The organism is Corynebacterium minutissimum (genome assembly GCF_016889765.1).
GTDB classification, from domain to species: Bacteria; Actinomycetota; Actinomycetes; order Mycobacteriales; family Mycobacteriaceae; genus Corynebacterium; species Corynebacterium minutissimum_B.
This window is the reverse complement of record NZ_CP069533.1, coordinates 152,251-171,170: the sequence shown is the minus strand read 5'-3', so window position 1 is coordinate 171,170 and position 18,920 is coordinate 152,251. Positions and strand designations below refer to the sequence as shown.

Annotated in this window: 16 protein-coding genes; 13 read left to right on the top strand and 3 right to left on the bottom strand. The window is 59.8% G+C overall.

Annotation, left to right across the window (positions count from 1 at the left end; all coding sequences use genetic code 11):
- Window positions 1-116 precede the first annotated feature (116 nt).
- The 3 genes from I6J26_RS00775 to ypfJ form a co-directional block, all read right to left on the bottom strand.
- Entirely contained in the window at window positions 117-839 is a 723-nt protein-coding gene (locus I6J26_RS00775) for a CBS domain-containing protein (RefSeq protein WP_115022342.1), read from the bottom strand.
- A 106-nt stretch (window positions 840-945) separates the two neighbouring features.
- Entirely contained in the window at window positions 946-2,535 is a 1,590-nt protein-coding gene (locus tag I6J26_RS00770; RefSeq protein ID WP_181815453.1) for an inorganic phosphate transporter, read from the bottom strand.
- A 333-nt stretch (window positions 2,536-2,868) separates the two neighbouring features.
- Entirely contained in the window at window positions 2,869-3,762 is an 894-nt protein-coding gene (gene ypfJ, locus I6J26_RS00765; RefSeq protein ID WP_115022336.1) for a KPN_02809 family neutral zinc metallopeptidase, read from the bottom strand.
- 202 nt (window positions 3,763-3,964) lie between these two features.
- Between ypfJ and aspS the strand changes: the two genes are divergently transcribed.
- From aspS to I6J26_RS00700, 13 genes are all read left to right on the top strand, one after another.
- Entirely contained in the window at window positions 3,965-5,788 is a 1,824-nt protein-coding gene (gene aspS / locus I6J26_RS00760) for an aspartate--tRNA ligase (protein ID WP_115022334.1), read from the top strand.
- 213 nt (window positions 5,789-6,001) lie between these two features.
- Complete coding sequence (locus I6J26_RS00755; RefSeq protein ID WP_115024363.1) at window positions 6,002-7,159, top strand: phosphotransferase; 1,158 nt, start codon at window positions 6,002-6,004, stop codon at window positions 7,157-7,159.
- Entirely contained in the window at window positions 7,159-8,517 is a 1,359-nt protein-coding gene (locus I6J26_RS00750; RefSeq protein ID WP_115022332.1) for a replication-associated recombination protein A, read from the top strand. Before I6J26_RS00755 ends, I6J26_RS00750 begins: the two co-directional genes overlap by 1 nt.
- A gap of 67 nt (window positions 8,518-8,584) precedes the next feature.
- A complete protein-coding gene (alaS, locus tag I6J26_RS00745) occupies window positions 8,585-11,272 on the top strand; it encodes an alanine--tRNA ligase (protein ID WP_115022331.1) in 2,688 nt (895 codons plus the stop codon).
- A gap of 29 nt (window positions 11,273-11,301) precedes the next feature.
- Window positions 11,302-11,850: a Holliday junction resolvase RuvX gene (gene ruvX, locus I6J26_RS00740; RefSeq protein ID WP_039675658.1), complete on the top strand. Its 549-nt coding sequence runs from the start codon at window positions 11,302-11,304 to the stop codon at window positions 11,848-11,850.
- Between the two features lie 22 nt (window positions 11,851-11,872).
- Entirely contained in the window at window positions 11,873-13,066 is a 1,194-nt protein-coding gene (gene mltG, locus I6J26_RS00735) for an endolytic transglycosylase MltG (RefSeq protein WP_115024361.1), read from the top strand.
- A gap of 5 nt (window positions 13,067-13,071) precedes the next feature.
- Window positions 13,072-13,872, top strand: coding sequence for a shikimate dehydrogenase (locus I6J26_RS00730; RefSeq protein ID WP_115022330.1), 801 nt, complete (start codon window positions 13,072-13,074; stop codon window positions 13,870-13,872).
- Between the two features lie 74 nt (window positions 13,873-13,946).
- Window positions 13,947-14,339 (top strand): prepilin peptidase, encoded by a 393-nt coding sequence (locus tag I6J26_RS00725; RefSeq protein WP_039675644.1) that lies wholly within the window; start codon window positions 13,947-13,949, stop codon window positions 14,337-14,339.
- Between the two features lie 51 nt (window positions 14,340-14,390).
- Entirely contained in the window at window positions 14,391-15,602 is a 1,212-nt protein-coding gene (aroC, locus tag I6J26_RS00720) for a chorismate synthase (RefSeq protein WP_115024359.1), read from the top strand.
- Complete coding sequence (locus I6J26_RS00715) at window positions 15,599-16,108, top strand: shikimate kinase (protein WP_039675642.1); 510 nt, start codon at window positions 15,599-15,601, stop codon at window positions 16,106-16,108. Before aroC ends, I6J26_RS00715 begins: the two co-directional genes overlap by 4 nt.
- Window positions 16,109-16,149: 41 nt before the next feature.
- Window positions 16,150-17,220, top strand: a complete 1,071-nt coding sequence (gene aroB / locus I6J26_RS00710; protein ID WP_115022329.1) for a 3-dehydroquinate synthase — start codon at window positions 16,150-16,152, stop codon at window positions 17,218-17,220.
- Between the two features lie 32 nt (window positions 17,221-17,252).
- Entirely contained in the window at window positions 17,253-17,678 is a 426-nt protein-coding gene (aroQ, locus tag I6J26_RS00705) for a type II 3-dehydroquinate dehydratase (protein WP_115022328.1), read from the top strand.
- A gap of 44 nt (window positions 17,679-17,722) precedes the next feature.
- Window positions 17,723-18,814 (top strand): M24 family metallopeptidase, encoded by a 1,092-nt coding sequence (locus I6J26_RS00700; RefSeq protein ID WP_115022327.1) that lies wholly within the window; start codon window positions 17,723-17,725, stop codon window positions 18,812-18,814.
- Window positions 18,815-18,920: the final 106 nt, after the last annotated feature.

The following is an 18,920-nucleotide window of genomic DNA, read 5'->3' as shown; positions in this document are numbered from 1 at the left end:
GAAAGCGTAATCCTCGGCGAGGCGGATGGGGACTTGTGTGACGTCACCCATGCTAAAGATTCCGAATTGCATGCCAACTCCTTTCTGTGGCATGACAACAAGGGTGGGGTGAGGGATTATTCCCACTCGAGGGCGTCGACAAGCACGGCCAAGTCCGCAGGTGTGGCGATGCCTACTGGGCGCTGCGAAAGCTTGCCGTGTTCAGTAAAGAGAACCGCGCTTGGGTGCGTGCCGTCCTTGGTCGGTTCGGTGAGAACATCGACGACCTCTTGGGCCGTGGCGGTGCGAGGAAGGAACTCGGCGCGGTCTTTGCGTTCTGTCATGGCGAGCACTGCGCTTACCGACGCCGCACTAATTGCCCCATCTTCTCCCAAATCCGCCGCTACCCACCGCGCGATGGCATTGGTAGTCAGCAGCGCAGTAAACGTACCTGAGTCATAGATGGGGATTTGTGAGTATCCGGTCTGGTTGATGAGAGCAAGGGCGTCGAGGATGTCCGCATCTGGATCTAGAATGGTCACCTCGTTGTGGGGTAGAAGCGATAGCGCGGTGGGCGGGTCAGTGAGCAGGCGCTGAAGGTTTTCCAGTTGGTTGACGACCTGTGGGTGTGGGGTAGCAATGGGCTCATCGCCGTAGTAGCGGCCATGCGCGATGGCGTTGCGCAGGGCGGAAATATCCTTGAGTTGCTCCGCTTGGCGTTTGCTGAGGAGGTGTTTGTCGTGGGCGCGAACGACCATCCACCAAAAGGAATCTGAATTCTTCGCGCCAATGGTTTGGCGCAGGAACTGTTCAATGTCGTTGAAGGCCGCAAAGAAGCGCGTCAAGGAGTTCTCGCTCATGGATCCCCAGTGTACGGACAGCGGTGTGGGTGGGACGGCTCGAAAACGGCGACACCGCCGCGAGAATCCGTGAGGATTCGCGGCGGTGTGCGGAAAAAGCGGTAGCTTAGAAGACCACGCGCAGGATGGAGACGGTCACGGCGGCGATAGCCGCAGCGGCCGGCAGGGTGATGACCCACGCCAGGGCGATGGGCTTCATCAGATTCCAGTTGGCGGCACGGTTGACAATGCCCACGCCCAACACAGCACCAATGAGGATGTGCGTGGAGGAGACCGGCAGACCCAGCAAAGACGCGGCCATGACCACGGCGGCAGCTGCCAGCTCGGCGGCGAAACCTGAGGATGGGTGCATCTTGGTCAGTCCGGAACCGACAGTCTGGATAACGAAGCGGCCAATGAACCACAAACCGGAAACCAGGGCAATGCCCATGGCAATCATGACAGGTAGCGGTACGGACACCTCGTCCGAAATTTGGTTGGTTTGCATCACGTCAAAGACTGCGGCAAACGGGCCAATAGCGTTAGCGATATCGTTCGAACCGTGGGAGAACGCGAAGGCGGACGCGGTAAACACCTGCATCCAGGAGAAGAGGAGGAAGGTCGAACGGGACAGGGACTTGTTCTTCAGGGAACGAGCGAAAATGAACACGGCCATCCAGACTGCCGCGCCGACCATGCCCATGACGAGGAGGTTCTGCAGGGTTGTGAAGTCGACACCGGTGTGCTTGAGGCCCTTGAACAGCACCATCGCGGAAATGATGATGGCGCCCAGAGCAGCGAGCAGCGGGACCCAATTTTCTAGGGCCTTGTGCGCGTGAACATCATCCAAGTCCTTGTTGATTTCGTGCAGGTCGCGGTAGTACTCGGACTCTAGAGCATCGGGGTCGTAATCATCCTCGGACGTCAGTGCTGCGTCACGAGCCATGGCGTTGGTGTAGGAAATCTGCTGCAGTTCGTTCATGCGCTCGAAGCGAGTCTTGTGCTCCTTGCGCAGCTCTGCGCGGCGGGTCTTGATTTCGCGCAGACGCTCATCAGCTGCCTCGTTGTAGACGAGGATGGAGCTCTTAATCCACTTGAACAGCAGAAAGGCTGCGATACCGCCGAGGACCGGGGAGAGAACCCACGAGAAGGCGATGGTGCCGATGCCGCCCCACTGAACCATGTCCATACCGCCCTTGCCGGTGATGAAGCCAACGGTAAGCGCAGCGCCGACGATACCGCCGACGATGGAGTGAGTCGTCGACACTGGCCAGCCCATGCGGGTGGCGACGAGAAGCCAGATGGCTGCACCGAGGAGCGAGGACATCATGATGTACACGAACTCCATTGGGTCCAAACCGTCGATGGCGTCTAGATCAACGATGCCGGATCGTACGGTATCCGTGACCTCACCACCGGCGAGAATAGCGCCGGAGACCTCGAAGACGGCTGCCACGGCCAAGGCCTGCTTCATGGACAAGGTGCCGGCACCTACGGAGGTACCGAAGGAGTTGGCTACGTCATTGCCACCGATGTTGAAGGCCATGAAGAGGGCGAAGACGATGGCGGTGACCAAAAGGATGCGGTTGGCGCCCTCGGCAACCTCGCCGTTGCCCCAGATAATAAAGAAGATGAGAGTTCCGGCGGTGAGAACGCCGAAGAACAGGTGCCAGATCCAATCCCTGTTCTTGCCGTTTACGGTCTCGAGGTCCGGCATCGTGGGTGTGGCGGTGCTCAAAACGTCGTTCCTTTCTGAGAACAGAGCCTAGCGAGGTAAATCGCAGGCTCAATGAAGTAATAAAAGATAGAGCGGTACCCACCACGAGCCGGCGGGAACTTGGATAGCGTAAGAAACCTAGGTGGCCAGAAAGTGAACGAGCTATGTCGGCAGTCCTAAATCTTATTGAGTAAATGCCTTTGGAGGTGTGCGTGGTTGCCACACCTTGTGACAATCCTCGTTTCACACGAAAAATGTGCACAGCCCTGTATGAACAAGGATGTGCACAGTGAGAGGGAAGGCAAGGCTGCTGGCGCGCCAACTTAACTACAGCTAGGACTTGTAGACTCCACGCTCCAACGTGTCGCATTGCGCCATTTTGCCGGACTCGTAGCCCGCCAAGAAGGCTTTGGCGCGGTCCTCGGAGGAGCCATGCGTCCACGTATCCGGGCGTACCTCGCCGCCAGAACGACGCTGAATGTTGTCATCGCCCACCGCACGAGCAGTGTTAACAGCATCAGTGACCTGTTGTTCAGTGATGGTTTCTAGGAGGGCATCATCACCTTCGTCTGCGTAGTGTGCCCACAGGCCTGCGTAGCAATCTGCCTGCAGCTCGATCTTGACCGCATTGGAGTCCTCGCCGGGGTCGTTGTAGTTGGAAAGGCTCAGCGTTCCTTCAAGCTTTTGGATGTGGTGACCAAATTCGTGAGCGACGATGTACATCTGTGCCAGCGGCGCATTTTCGCCTCCGAAGTTGCGAAGCTGATCAAAGAACGCGGTGTCGAAATAGGCAGACTCATCGGCAGGGCAGTAGAAGGGGCCGGTGGCGCCGGAAGCTTGGCCACAACCAGAGACCGTCGTGTTGTTGAAAATGACGCGGCCTGGCTCGGAATACTCCAGGCCCGCCTGCTCCGGAAGCTGCTTCGCCCAGACTTTATCTACTGACTGTGCCGCAAACATGACACGGCAATCGTCGTACTTGTTGCCGTCTTCTGCAGTCTGGCAGTGTGCGAAGGCATCCTCGCCGCCTTCTTCGGGGCTTACCTGAGTTTGGTCAGGCTGTGTTTGATCAGTGGTGAGCGCTCCCGGGTCGCCGCCCAGCAGGAGGTACAGGCCAATAAGGAGGAGGGAGCCCACGCCGCCGCCGGTAGCAATCATTCCGCCACGGCCGCCACCGCCTGAGCTGGCTCGCTTGCCGTCGAAACTTGCGCCAGATTTGAAAGTCATGAAACAGATTCTGCCACACGCAGAGTGGCTTGGCTGTGCTTCATGGGGAGCTGCGTGGAGACGGTGCCTGGCCCCCGCGCTGAGCGCGTCTGGAGGGAGCGGTAGACTTGGGCTGTTCAAATTCTTGTGCTCCTCGGCGCGTGCTGTTTACGCGTGGCGTGGGTGGGCATGAGCGTCAACAATAAGAAGGGATTGAACGAACGTGCTGCGTACACATCTGGCAGGCGAACTGCGCAAGGAGCTGGCGGGGGAGACCGTCACGCTGACTGGTTGGGTGGCCCGTCGTCGCGACCATGGCGGTGTTATCTTCATCGACCTGCGTGACCGCTCCGGCGTTGCCCAGGTAGTCTTTCGCGAAACCGAGGTGGCCGAACGCGCTCACGACCTGCGCTCTGAGTACTGCGTGAAGGTCACAGGCGTGGTTGAGCCCCGCCCGGACGGCTCTGCAAACCCGAACCTTGCCTCTGGTGAGATTGAAGTCAACGTCACCGAGCTCGAGGTGCTCAACACGTCTGCAGCGCTTCCGTTCCAGATTGATGACCCCTCTTCCTCCGGTGAGGTAGGCGAAGAGACTCGTCTGAAGTACCGTTACTTGGATTTGCGCCGCGAGCGCCAGGCCAATGCCCTGCGCCTGCGTTCTGCAGCGAACCGTGCAGCCCGCCAGGTGCTGGATAGCCACGACTTCACCGAGATTGAGACTCCTACTCTGACCCGTTCCACCCCGGAAGGTGCTCGTGACTTCCTGGTTCCGGCGCGTCTGAAGCCGGGCAGCTGGTACGCCCTGCCGCAGTCCCCGCAGCTGTTCAAGCAGCTGCTCATGGTGTCTGGCATGGAGCGCTACTACCAGATCGCTCGCTGCTACCGCGATGAGGACTTCCGTGCTGATCGTCAGCCGGAGTTTACCCAGCTCGATGTGGAGATGTCCTTCGTTGACCAGGACGATGTCATCGCCTTGGCAGAAGAGATTGTTTCCGCTCTGTGGAAGCTCATTGGCTATGAGATCCAGACCCCGATTCCGCGCATGACCTACGCCGATGCGATGAAGTACTACGGCTCTGACAAGCCGGACCTGCGTTTTGACATCAAGATCGTGGAGTGCACCGACTTCTTCAAGGACACCACTTTCCGCGTGTTCCAGAACGAGTACGTCGGCGCTGTCGTCATGGAAGGTGGCGCTTCTCAGCCACGCCGCCAGTTCGATGCCTGGCAGGAATGGGCCAAGCAGCGTGGCGCCAAGGGCCTTGCCTACATCACCATCGCTGAGGACGGTACCTTGGGTGGTCCGGTGGCCAAGAACATTACCGATGCCGAGCGCGAGGGCATCGCGGAGCACGTTGGTGCCAAGCCGGGTGACGCTATTTTCTTCGCTGCGGGCGACACTAAGTCTTCCCGCGCACTGCTGGGTGCGGCGCGTGGCGAGATTGCTAAGAAGCTCGATCTCATCAAGGACGGCGACTGGGCCTTTACCTGGGTTGTCGACGCACCGCTCTTTGAGCCTTCCGCAGATGCCACGGCATCCGGTGATGTTGCTCTGGGGCACTCGAAGTGGACTGCTGTCCACCACGCCTTTACTTCCCCGAAGCCGGAATACCTCGACACCTTCGATAAGGAGCCGGGCGAGGCCCTCGCGTATGCCTACGACATTGTCTGCAACGGCAACGAGATTGGCGGCGGTTCCATCCGTATCCACAACCAGGACGTGCAGAAGCGTGTCTTCGATGTGATGGGGATTGGTGAGGAAGAAGCCCAGGAGAAGTTCGGCTTCCTGCTCGACGCATTCCAGTTCGGTGCACCGCCGCACGGCGGCATCGCCTTCGGCTGGGACCGTATCGTCTCCCTTCTGGGCGGGTTTGATTCCATTCGTGACGTCATTGCCTTCCCGAAGTCCGGTGGTGGCGTGGATCCGCTGACCGACGCCCCTGGCACCATCCCAGCGGCACAGCGTAAGGAGACGGGTGTCGATTTCAAGCCGGAGAAGGCCGCAAAGGCTGATAAGGCTGCAAAGGCTGAGGCCAAGGCAGAATAGGCCTTTATCTGGTCTATGAACGCAGTCCACAATCACATGATCTGCCTCTAGCCACGTGTGCGTGCGCGTCGCCTCCTTGATGAGGGGGCGCCGTGCCGCGTGGTCGAGAGGCGAGTATCATGATTGGGCCAATGACAAGTGGAGGCAGACGAGCCAGTGAATGCTGTGGAGCAGGAATCAGTCGAAAACAGCGTGGTCGAGGAAGCATCGCAGATGCTGTCCCGCCGCTTCGGCGGTGAACCGGAGCTGAGTGATATTGAATCTCTCGGTGGTTCCGGCAACGCCGTCGTGCTGCGCGCACGAACCACGCCAAGTGCCTTCTTTCCTCACCGCTCGGTCGTCATCAAATACAACCCGGTTACCGGCCACACTATCGACGATGCCGCCCTCTTGCGCGAGGTAGTGGCGTATCAATTCACCACCTCTCTGTCGGAAGAGGTGCGCCCGGGGCCGGTGTTGTTGGCGCATGACGTCGACAAGCGCATTCTCGTGCTGTCAGATGCTGGCGATGGCGATACTCTTGCCGATACTCTCACGCGAAGCGATGAGAACGAGCGCCGCGATCTGCTTCGCAGGCTCGGCAGCGCGCTCGGCAAAATGCATGTCGGAACGGCAAGCCGCAAAGAGGATTATGATGCGTTGCTCAATCGTCAGCTGCGCAAGCACCCAGAGTATGCCGAGCACCAAGCGCTGCGTGATGACTCTCTGCAAAGTTCTATCCTCATCGGCGCTGATATCCTCACCGAAGCCGGTATAGAACCCCCGGAACACGTGCTGGAGTTGGCCCGCACAGCTACTGGGAACCTGAGCTCGGGACGAATCCGCGCCTTTACCCCTTTTGACCTCTCCCCAGACAACATCATTGTGGGACACACCCTGACCTTCTTGGACTACGAGTGGGCAGGTTTCCGCAACGTCGGCTTTGACGTGGCTTGTGTGGTGGCCGGCTTCCCGCAGTTCCTCTTTACGCGCCCCATTAGCGATGAGGAAGCAGAGGTGTTTATCCACGCCTGGCAACGACGCATCGTCGATGTCTGGCCGCAGTTGGCGGATGAGCAAACACTGCATGAGCTGCTCGTCGCCTGCCTCATTGGTTGGGCTTTTTCCAGCGTCACAACGATGTACGCGGGCGGCATCGAAGGTGTGGTGGCGTTGTCGGAGGGCAATGCGGACATCAACCATGACCCGCAGCGCTCACTCCTGCGGCCGTCGGATCGGGGCCCGTTCACTGAGGATGAACACCTCATTCGGCGCGACCTGTACGAGACCTTCGAAGCGCTGTCACGTTTTGCCGCGCTGTGTCCCAATGACATGTGCGCAGACGTTGCGGAGTTTAGTGGCCGCGTCGCTCATCGTTTGCAGGATTCCTAATGGGTCAGGATTCCCTTTTCGGCGATGATACCGCCACGTTCCGCCCGGCTGCGGCGGGCGCAGACATGTTTGCTACGCACTCCGGCTCGCCCCTCGCTGCTCGTATGCGCCCGCAGAGCCTTGATGAGGTAGTGGGGCAGGAGCACCTTCTGGAACCGGGCACTCCGCTGCGCCGCCTTGTGGAGGGCTCCGGGGAAGCCTCCGTTATTCTCTATGGTCCTCCCGGAACGGGTAAAACCACCTTGGCGTCACTCATCGCGTCCGCCCTAGGAGATAACTTCATTGGCCTTTCTGCTCTGGATTCTGGAGTCAAGCAAGTCCGTGAGGTTATTACGCACGCTCGTCGCGAGTTGATCGAAGGCCGCCGTACCGTCCTCTTCATCGACGAGGTTCACCGCTTTTCAAAGACCCAGCAGGACGCGTTGCTTGCTGCCGTCGAAAACCGCACCGTTCTCCTTGTGGCTGCGACCACGGAGAACCCCTCATTTTCAGTCGTAGCGCCGTTGCTATCGCGCTCCCTTCTGTGCCATTTGCAGCCGCTTGATGATGCTGCCCTTCGTACCCTTGCCGAACGTGCGCTCACCAGCGAGCGGGGATTGGATGGGCGTATCACCGCAAGCGACGAAGCCTTGGATCAGCTCGTGTTGCTGGCTGGGGGAGACGCCCGTCGCACGTTGACCTACTTGGAAGCCGCAGCGGAGGCCGTACCGGATGGCGGGGAACTGACAAGTGAGGTTCTCACCGCGAACGTTAATCGCGCAGTCGTTCGTTATGACCGCGACGGCGACCAGCACTATGACGTGGTGTCCGCCTTTATCAAGTCCATCCGCGGCTCTGATGTCGACGCAGCGTTGCATTACCTTGCCCGCATGGTCGAGGCAGGGGAAGACCCCCGGTTTATTGCTCGCAGGCTTATCATCCATGCCTCTGAAGACATCGGCATGGCGGATCCCACGGCCCTTCCCACCGCGGTGGCTGCCGCGGAGGCCGCAGCGCTCATCGGACTGCCGGAGGCCCGCATTCCGCTGGCCCAAGCCACCATTCACCTGGCCACCGCGCCGAAGTCCAATTCCGTCATTAATGCCATCAATGCAGCCCAAGCCGATGTCCAAGCTGGCAAGATTGGCCACGTCCCCGCTCATCTGCGTGATGGCCATTACGAAGGGGCGAAGCGCCTCGGCAACGCTGTGGGTTATATCTATCCGCACGATGATCCCCGGGGAGTCGTCGCGCAGCAATACATGCCGGATGCGCTTGGTGACGCCACGTATTATCACCCCACTGACCACGGTGCGGAAACGCGCGTGCGTGACTATTTGGGAAGATTGCGAGACATCATTCGGGGGCGGCGTCGATAAGCATGCCCCACGACGGGTAAAGTTGAGCGCTGACTAGAAACGACTCAACAGTGAAGGACTTTTGCTCGTGAAGACTCATGAGATCCGGGAACGATTTACCCAGCACTTCGTCAAGGCCGGCCACGAAGCCGTGCCCAGCGCGTCGTTGATCCTGGATGACCCGAACTTGCTCTTCGTCAACGCCGGCATGGTTCCCTTCAAGCCCTACTTCCTAGGTCAGCAGAACCCACCTTTTGCCAATGGCACGGCTACCAGCATCCAGAAGTGCGTGCGCACCCTGGACATCGAAGAGGTAGGTATCACCACCCGTCACAACACTTTCTTCCAGATGGCGGGTAACTTTTCCTTCGGTCAGTACTTCAAGGAAGGTGCTATTACCCACGCTTGGACGCTGCTGACAAACTCCGTTGACGAGGGCGGTTTGGGCCTTGACCCAGAGCGCCTGTGGGTTACGGTCTACCTCGATGACGATGAGGCAGCCGATATCTGGCACACCAAGATTGGTGTTCCCCGCGAACGCATTCAGCGCCTCGGAATGGAGGATAACTACTGGTCCATGGGTATCCCCGGACCTTGTGGTCCGTGTTCTGAGATCTACTATGACCGCGGCCCGGAGTACGGCAAAGACGGCGGCCCCATCGAGGACGATAACCGCTATATGGAGATCTGGAACCTGGTCTTCATGCAGAACGAGCGCGGTGAGGGCATCGGTAAGGGAAACTTTGAGATCGTCGGCGAGCTGCCCAAGAAGAACATCGATACCGGTATGGGCATCGAGCGCGTGGCCTGCATCCTGCAGGGCGTGGATAACGTCTATGAGACGGATCTGCTGCGCCCGGTTATCGACGTAGCTGAGAAGCTTACCGGTGCGACGTACGTTCCGGATGCACCGAAGGAGGACCTCATCCGCTTCCGCGTGGTGGCTGACCACTCGCGTACCGGCATGATGCTGATCCTCGACGGCGTGACCCCGGGTAATGAAGGCCGTGGCTACATCCTGCGCCGCCTACTGCGCCGCATCATTCGGTCCGCCAAGTTGCTCGGAGCCCGGGGCGAGACCATGGAACGCTTGATGAACACCATCATGGACACCATGACTCCGTCCTACCCCGAGATCGCAGACAACCGCGAGCGCATCCTGCGCGTAGCCGTGGCAGAGGAAAGGGCCTTCCTTAAGACCCTGGAGTCCGGCACCAAGCTTTTCGACGAAGCCGTGGATGAGCTCAAGAACACCTCCCGTGCGGCAACCCCGAAGGTGCTGTCCGGAGAGAAGGCCTTTGAGCTGCACGATACCTATGGTTTCCCCATCGACCTGACGCTTGAGATGGCTCAAGAAGCCGGCCTCAGCGTGGACATGGACGGCTTTGATGCCGCTATGGGTGAGCAGCGCCGCCGCGCCAAGGCCGATAGCCAAGCTAAGAAGCACGGCCACGCTGACCTCTCGCTCTACCGCGACTGGGTCGATAACAACCCGACCGTCTTTACTGGCTACGAGACTCTTGAGTCCGATGCCAAGGTCATCGGTCTGGTTCGCGATGGCGAAAAGGTCTCCGAGGTTCAGGCGGGAGATACCGTTGAGGTGATCTTGGACCAGTCACCGCTCTACGCCGAGGCCGGCGGCCAGACCGCTGACCGCGGCCGCATCCTCGCGGGGGAGACCCTGCTTGAGGTCAATGATGTCCAGAAGGTAGGCAAGAAGCTGTGGGTTCACAAGGCCACTGTGACCTCCGGCGGACTCGAACTGGGCAGCGGTGTTACCGCTGAGGTGGATGAGCAGTGGCGCCACGGAGCCGTCCAGGCGCACTCCGCAACCCACCTCATCCACGCTGCCCTGCGCCAGGTGCTTGGCCCCACCGCAGTCCAGGCTGGCTCCTTGAACCGACCAGGCTACCTGCGCTTCGATTTCAACTACACCGAGCAGCTCACCCCGGAACAGCTGGAGGAGATCGCCCTGGTGACCAACCAGGCCGTCGACCAGCATTTCCCAGTCCACACCATCGAGACCACCCTGGATAAAGCCAAGGACATGGGTGCCATGGCGCTCTTTGGGGAAAACTACGGTTCCGATGTCCGCGTTGTGGAGATGGGCGGGCCTTTCTCCATTGAGCTCTGTGGTGGTACTCACGTGACCAACACGTCCGAAATCGGCCCTGTCTCCGTACTGGGAGAATCCTCCGTGGGCTCTGGCGCGCGCCGCATCGAGGCTTATTCGGGCTTGGATGCCTTCCGCTACTACTCCAAGGAAACCGCTTTGGTGGAAGGCGTATCCCGCGAGCTTAAAGTTCAGACGGAGGATCTCCCAGAACGTATTGCGCAGCTCACCGAGAAGCTTAAGGCAGCAGAGAAGCAGATCGCTGACCTTCACAAGGCCCAGCTCATGTCCCAAACTGCGGACATGATTGCGGGTGCGACCGACATTAACGGTTTCTCCGTTATTTCTGTCAAGCTACCCAACGGCGTCAACGGTGGTGATTTGCGCACTTTGGCCTCCGATATCAAGAACCGCCTGGGTGATGCCGCAGGCATCGTGGTGCTCGCCTCTGAGAATGAGGGCGGCAAGATGCCGTTCATCGTCGGCGCTACCAAGGCCGCCAATGAACGCGGAGTTAAGGCAGGAGACCTGGTGAAGACCATCTCTGGCTATGTCGACGGCAAGGGTGGTGGCAAGCCCGACATGGCCCAGGGCTCCGGTGCCGACGCTGCAGGTCTTGAGGCAGCCTTCAACGCCGTACGCGACGAGCTGTCTGCCCTGTAAACGCCGTCCCAGCCCAGAGGAGGAACTGCATGGCCGTTGAGCCGGATAAACCTGGAGTAGAGGACCCGGGCCCAGGCCGCCGTCTGGGCCTTGACGTCGGTACTGTGCGTATCGGCGTGGCCGTCTCAGACCGCGAAGCCCGCTTAGCCATGCCAGTGGAAACCGTGCGGCGCGAAACCGGCTTTAAGGACCGCGATCAAGGTGATATTGACCGTCTTCTTCAGCTCATCCGCGAGTACGAGGTTGTGGAGGTGGCCGTGGGCTTGCCGCGCGATCTCAAGGGCAATGGCTCCAAAAGCGTGAAACATGCCAAGGAAATAGCGTTTCGTATCCGCCGCCGCTTGGCAAAAGATGACACGATGAAGACACCTCCGCCCGTGCGCATGGTGGATGAACGCCTCACCACGGTGGTGGCCACCTCTGCGCTGCGGGCCTCTGGTGTATCAGAGAAACGTGGCCGCTCGGTTATTGACCAGGCGGCTGCCGTGGAAATTTTGCAATCTTGGCTGGATGCGCGCGATGTCGCGTTGAACGGCCACCAGCCTTCACAACTAGGAGACGAAGTACGTGAGCCGTAACCCTTCACGCATCGGACGCTCGATGGAGCCCCACCACGTTAAACGCCGCCAACGCGGAATGGCTGTGCTCATCGCCAGCTTGGTCCTTATTATCGGCGCTCTTGGCTACATCGGATTCCGCATTTTAGGAGGAGGCAGCAGCTTGGATTACGAAGGCCAAGGCAATGGCGTGGTACAGCTCGTTGAGGTTCCGGAAGGTTCATCGATGGGTGAGTTGGCCCCAGAACTTGCGGAAAGAAACGTGGTCAAGACCCCGGAAGCCTTCTCATCAGCTGCCAATAGCAATCCGCGCGCTGGCCAGATCAAGCCGGGCTTTTACCGACTTCAGGAAGAGATGAGTGCGAAGTCAGCGGTGGAAGCGCTGCTGGATGACGCCAACATGGTCGACCTGCTCGACGTCCAAGGAGGAGCCACGCTTCTCGACGTCAACGTGGTCGGCGGCGATGTCCGCTTTGGTATCTACTCGCTGATTTCCCAAGTTTCCTGCAAGGAGGGCGAATGCGTTTCCGCTGAAGATTTGGAGAAGATCGCCGCAACCGTGGATCCGGCCGAGCTAGGAGCCCCGGAGTGGGCCTTGGACGCTGTTCGTGCCCGCGGCGAGGACCCGAAGCGCCTCGAGGGACTTATTGCCCCTGGCCAGTACGTTCTCGATCCGAACATGGATGCCCAGGAGATCCTCACTGACCTCATTACGCGCTCAACAAAGAAGTACAACGACACTAATATTGTTGAGCGAGCCCAGGCGATCGGACTGACTCCCTACGAGTTGTTGTCCTCTGCGTCCTTGGTTGAGCGCGAGTCCCCGGCAGGTGAATTCGACAAGGTTGCCCGCGTCATCCTCAACCGTCTTGACGAGCCTATGCGCCTTGAGATGGACTCCACGGTGAACTATGGCCTTGAGGACGTTGAGCTAGCAACCACCGACGATGACCGTCACCGCGAAACGCCGTGGAATACCTACGCTAAGGATGGTCTTCCGGATACTCCGATTGCTTCGCCCTCCAATGAGGCCATCGAAGCAATGGAGAACCCGGCCGAGGGCAACTGGCTCTTCTTCGTCACCGTTGACAGTGAGGGAACTACGGTGTTTACAGATAACTACGATGAGCACCTAGCTAACGTCGACGACGCCGTACGCTCCGGCATCCTCGACAGCCAGCGTGAGGCCGAGGGCGCTGGTGCTGCACCAGACGAGGCCGCTGCAGAGGAACAGTAAGTCCGATGCCTCGCGCCGCAGTCCTGGGCAGCCCCATTGCCCACTCCCTGTCCCCGGCTCTCCACAACGGGGGCTATGCCGCCCTGCAGCTTGAGGACTGGGAATACACGAAGTTCGACGTCACTGACTTGCCGGCCTTCTTGGAGACGGTGGGTGAGGAGTACCTCGGATTTTCGGTAACGATGCCGCTCAAATTTGATGCCCTGACCTATGCAGACATCGTGAGTGAGCGCGCTGAGCTCATTGGCTCAGCCAACACCCTCGTGCGTACTGATGACGGGTGGCGAGCGGACAATACCGATACCGAGGGCGTCCTCGGCGCGCTTGCGGAACTGCTCGGTGCGACTCAACCAACGACGGCTTTGCTTATTGGCGCAGGTGGCACTGCACGCCCAGTCCTGTGGGGATTGGCCAAGCGCGGCGTCACGGATGTCACGGTGCTCAACCGCTCGGATCGCCTCGCGGAGTTGCGCCCGCTTGCCGACGCCCTTGGGCTCACCCTCCGAGCCATCACCTTCACCGAGAACCTGGTGGGCGTGGCCCGTTCGGTCGATCTCATTGTCTCGACCGTTCCCTCGGCGGCCCTAGATAGCCATCTCACACAGCTAGCGAAGGCTCCTGTGTTTGACGTCATCTATGATCCCTGGCCCACGCCGCTTACCGTGTATGCGGCTGCCGATGGTTTTGCCACTGTTGGCGGCCACATCATGTTGGCACACCAGGCCTTCTCGCAATTCGAGCAGTTTACTGGCCATACCGCTCCGCGCACGGAGATGCTCGCGGCCCTCAATGCCGCGCTGGCCTAGCCTTCTGGTAGCAGCTTTCTAGCACTAGCCTTCTGGCGCGCACGCAGAACTGGTACAGGGTAAGCTCGCTGCCCATGGGGGTTCTTGTATTCCTGGCGTGGGGGTGCGCCTTAATCATCTATGACATCCGTTTCAAGCGGCTGCCCAATTACCTCACTCTTCCTGCAGCGCTGATATCGCTGTGGTGGTTCAGCCCAGTTGGGTTGATATGGCCTGGGCTCTATATCGCGCTGGCGCTTGCCACCCAGCGCGGCAGCATCGGCGGCGGGGATCTTAAGCTCGCGATCCCGCTCGGCATGGCAACAGCCCACGTTGGGGGAGTGATAGGGGTTCTGGGGGCGATCATGGGGGCGTCGATAAGCACGGTGCTGTGGGGCCTCGTGATGCGGGATCGCGCACCGGCACACGGCCCTGGAATGCTCATCGCCACAGGGCTTGTCTTGATTTTCAGCCCCGACACGGTGTGATACACAGCCCAGTGGCATCAAATCCACACCTGGCGTGCGATAATGTTGCGCATGCTTCGTTGGACTACCGCAGGTGAATCCCACGGCCAAGCGCTCATCGCCATGATGGAGCACATGCCGGCGGGGGTGCCTGTCTCTCAGAATGACATCGCTCTCCAGCTTTCTCGGCGGCGCCTTGGCTATGGTCGCGGCGCACGTATGAAGTTTGAGGCTGACGATCTCACCCTGCTTAGCGGCATCCGCCACGGTCGAACTCTGGGCAGTCCCATTGCGATCATGATTGGCAATACTGAGTGGCCGAAGTGGACCACCATCATGTCTCCAGATGCGCTGGATATGGAGGATCCGGAGGTAGCCAAGGCGATGAATTCCGGCCGCGGCGCCCCTTTGACGCGCCCGCGCCCAGGGCACGCTGATTTTGCCGGCATGGTGAAGTTTGGACACGAGGAGGCGCGTCCTATCCTGGAGCGTTCCTCTGCCCGTGAGACGGCTGCTCGTGTGGCGGCCGCGACCGTAGCCCGCAATTTTCTGCGCGAGACCCTCGGCGTCGAAGTGCTCTCCCATGTCATTTCCATCGGCGCCTCTGAACCTTACGAGGGACCGCACCCCAGCTTTGATGCCTTAGAGGATATCGATGCCTCCGCGGTGCGGGCCTTCGATAAGGCTGCCGAGGAGTCTATGATTTCTGAGATCGAATCCGCCAAGAAGCAGGGCGATACCCTCGGCGGCATCGTGGAGGTCATCGTCGAGGGCCTCCCCATTGGGTTGGGCTCCCACACGTCCGGTGAGGACCGCCTTGATGCACAGCTTGCGGCAGCTCTTATGGGTATCCAGGCCATCAAAGGCGTCGAGGTCGGTGACGGTTTCGAGGAGGCTCGTCGTCGCGGCAGCGAAGCTCACGATGAGATGGTGCCTGCGGATGGAGGCGTGGAGCGCGAAAGCAACCGCGCGGGCGGCCTGGAAGGTGGCATGACTAATGGTCAGACCCTGCGTCTGCGGGCGGCGATGAAGCCGATTTCCACTGTGCCGCGCGCACTCAAGACTGTCGATATGACTACCGGTGACGCCGCGACAGCTATTCACCAACGCTCAGATGTGTGTGCCGTGCCGGCAGCCGGCGTCGTGGCTGAGGCCATGGTGGCACTCGTACTCGCGCGCGCTGTGCTGGAGAAATTCGGCGGTGACTCCCTGGAGGAGACCAAGCGCAACATTGCCTCATACCAGGAGTATGTGGCGCGCCGCCTCGAGTGGGGTGAGGCATGAGCTCCCCACACGTTGTCCTCGTCGGCCCACCGGGTGCCGGGAAATCCACCATCGGCCGCCGCCTTGCCCGGGCATTGAATTGCGACCTCGTGGATTCAGATGAGCTTATCGAGGCGCGCTATGACAAACCTTGTGGAAAGGTTTTCTCCGAGCTGGGCGAACCTGCATTTCGCGAGGTCGAGGCCGAGGTTGTCCGAGAAGCATTGACGACCAAAGGCGTCGTCAGCCTTGGCGGTGGCGCCGTGCTGACTGAGTCCACGCGCACACTGCTGGCTAACCTCAACGTTGTCTTCCTTGATGTCACCCCAGAAGAAGGCGTGGCACGCACCTTGGGTGATAGCAACCGCCCGGTTCTCGACTCCGCAGACCCGCTTGCACATTATGCCCAGCTGCTCGAAACGCGCCGTCCGCTCTACGCGGAGGTCGCTGACCTCAAGGTGCGCACCGGCGTGCGCTCCCCGCAGCAGGTAGTGGGCGACATTTTGAGCTTCCTCGAATCGCTGTAATCCTCTCCCCGCGCCCGCATTCAACAAGGAGCGTTCCCACCATGCACACCATCCCAGTCAACGGACCATCGCCCTACGACGTCACCATCGGCACGGATTTGAGTCAGAGCATCGTGGAGCGCGCCGCATCCATTGGCGCCGCTAAGATAGCTATCATCCATCAGCCTCCGCTTACTGCTGCCGCCGAAGCTTTAGCCGCCGCTGCAGCCGAACATGGGCTGGAGGCCACTGTGGCCGAGGTTCCCGACGCCGAAGCGGCCAAGCAGCTCGACGTCTTGGCACACCTCTGGGACGTGTTGGGCAAGGCCGGATTTAGCCGCCGCGACGCCGTCGTGGGTCTTGGCGGTGGAGCCGTGACAGACCTTGCCGGTTTCGCGGCAGCGACCTGGATGCGCGGTATCCCTGTCATTCAGGCACCGACGACGCTCTTGGCCATGGTGGATGCCGCAGTGGGAGGGAAGACCGGCATCAATACCGCCACCGGTAAGAACCTCGTGGGTGCATTCCACGAACCTGACTCGGTGTTCGTGGATCTCGACCGTTTGCGCACCCTTCCGGAGGATGAAATCGTGGCGGGGTCAGCTGAAATCATCAAGACCGGCTTCATTCACGATCCCGTGATTATCGAGCGATACCTCGATAATCCAGTGTCTTGCCTTGATCCGCACGGTTTCCTGCCTGAACTAATTGAGCGTTCCATCGCCGTGAAGGCACACGTTGTGGGCCAAGACCTCAAGGAATCTGGCTTGCGGGAAACCCTCAACTACGGCCATACCTTCGGCCATGCCGTGGAGCGCCGTGAAAACTACATCTGGCGTCACGGACGCGCAGTTGCGGTGGGCATGATGTTCATTGCCCATCTATCGCGCGCTCGCGGTCTCATCAGCGCTGAGCTGGTCCAGACGCATCGCGATATCCTCACCTCTGTAGGGCTGCCCACGACGTATGAGCAAGGGCACTTCGAGGAATTGCTTGACGCTATGCGCCATGACAAGAAGAATCGCGACGGCCAGATCCGCTTTGTAGCCTTGACTGGAATCGGGGAGACAACCCGCATTGAAGACGCTAGCAACAACGAACTGCGTGCCGCTTACGCGCAGCTCAGCGCTTAAGACCTCAACCATCGCATCCGCAGGAGAACATCATGCCCATCCTTGTGCTCAACGGCCCCAACCTCAACCGCTTGGGAAAGCGCCAGCCGGAGATTTACGGCAGTGAAACTCTCGAGGACATCGAGAAGCGTATGCGCGCAGCAGCCGGGCAGGAAGAGATTATATTCTTCCAGTCCAATCACGAAGGTGAACTCATCGACTACGTGCACCGCGCCGCAGATGAGGGCTGGCCGGTCATAATCAACCCCGGCGGCTTTACCCACACCTCAGTGGCCCTGCGCGACGCGTTGGCGGAGGTCGCCGATGGCGCAGGTTTCGTTGAGGTGCATCTATCCAACGTGCATGCACGCGAATCCTTCCGCCAGCATTCGTATCTCAGCCCCATCGCCCGTGGCGTCATCGCTGGGCTGGGTTCCTATGGCTACATCGCGGCTCTGAGGTACTTCGTGGCGGATTAGCTATCATGGAGTATCGCCTTTAGGAAGATTGGAGTGGTTCTCTCATGGCACTAGCCGATACTCGTTTTAGCAACCGCCGCCGCAGGCTAGCCTCAACGCTGGCTGGTCAGCGCATCGACGGCGTTGTCATTACGCACTTGACACACGTGCGCTACCTAACGGGTTTCTCCGGCTCCAATGGTGGGCTGCTGCTGCGCAAGGATCTCTCCGCTCTGATGGCCACCGATGGCCGCTACACCACCCAGATCGCAGATGAGGTTCCGGATATCGAGGCCGTGTTGGGCCGCGACGTAGGACCGCATCTTCTTAGCCAACTGGACGGCGAAATGCGAGTGGGCTACGAGGCGGATTATGTGACCGTGTCACAGCTTAAGCGCATGGAAGAGGCTGCGCCTGAAGGCGTCACGTTGGTGCCAGTAAGCGGGGTTATCGAAGATATTCGCCTCATCAAGGACCACATCGAGCTGCAGAAGCTCGAAGAAATCGCCGCTTTGGCTAACCAGGCTCTTACCGAGCTCATCGAGGCAGGTGAGGTTGCCGCTGGCCGCACTGAGCGCCAGGTTGCTGCGGATTTGGAATACCGCATGCGCATGCTCGGTTCGGAGCGCGTCAGCTTCGATACCATCGTGGCTTCTGGTGAGAACTCCGCGAAACCTCACCATGGTGCTGATGACCGTGAGCTACGCAATGGCGATCTCGTCACCATCGATTTCGGCGCCCATCTCCGTGGGTTTAATTCAGACTGCACCCGTACCTTTGTGATCGGTGAAATGACTGAGTTCGCCCAGGAGATCTACGACATCGTCCTGCGCGCACAGGAAGCGGGCGTGAAGGCGTCGGTGCCGGGAGCTTCGCTTGTCGACGTCGACGCGGCCTGCCGCGACATTATTAGCGAAGCCGGCTATGGCGAGTATTTCGTCCACTCCACCGGCCACGGTATTGGCCTCGATGTTCACGAGGGGCCGTCGGCCGCGAAGACCGGGACGGGTGAACTGGCCGAAGGTATGACCCTGACCATCGAGCCGGGCATCTATGTCCCAGGTAAAGGTGGAGTACGCATCGAAGACAGCCTCATCATCACCTCCGGTGCACCGAAGATTATTACTGCCTACCCGAAGGACCTGCAGGTGCTTTAGGCTCCCTGGCAGCCGGGAGGAGCTGGAGACATTCCAGCGGCCCTACCTACAGTACTCATATGCCGTACGGTATGCTTAAACACTGTTTTCATAGTTTCTACTTCAA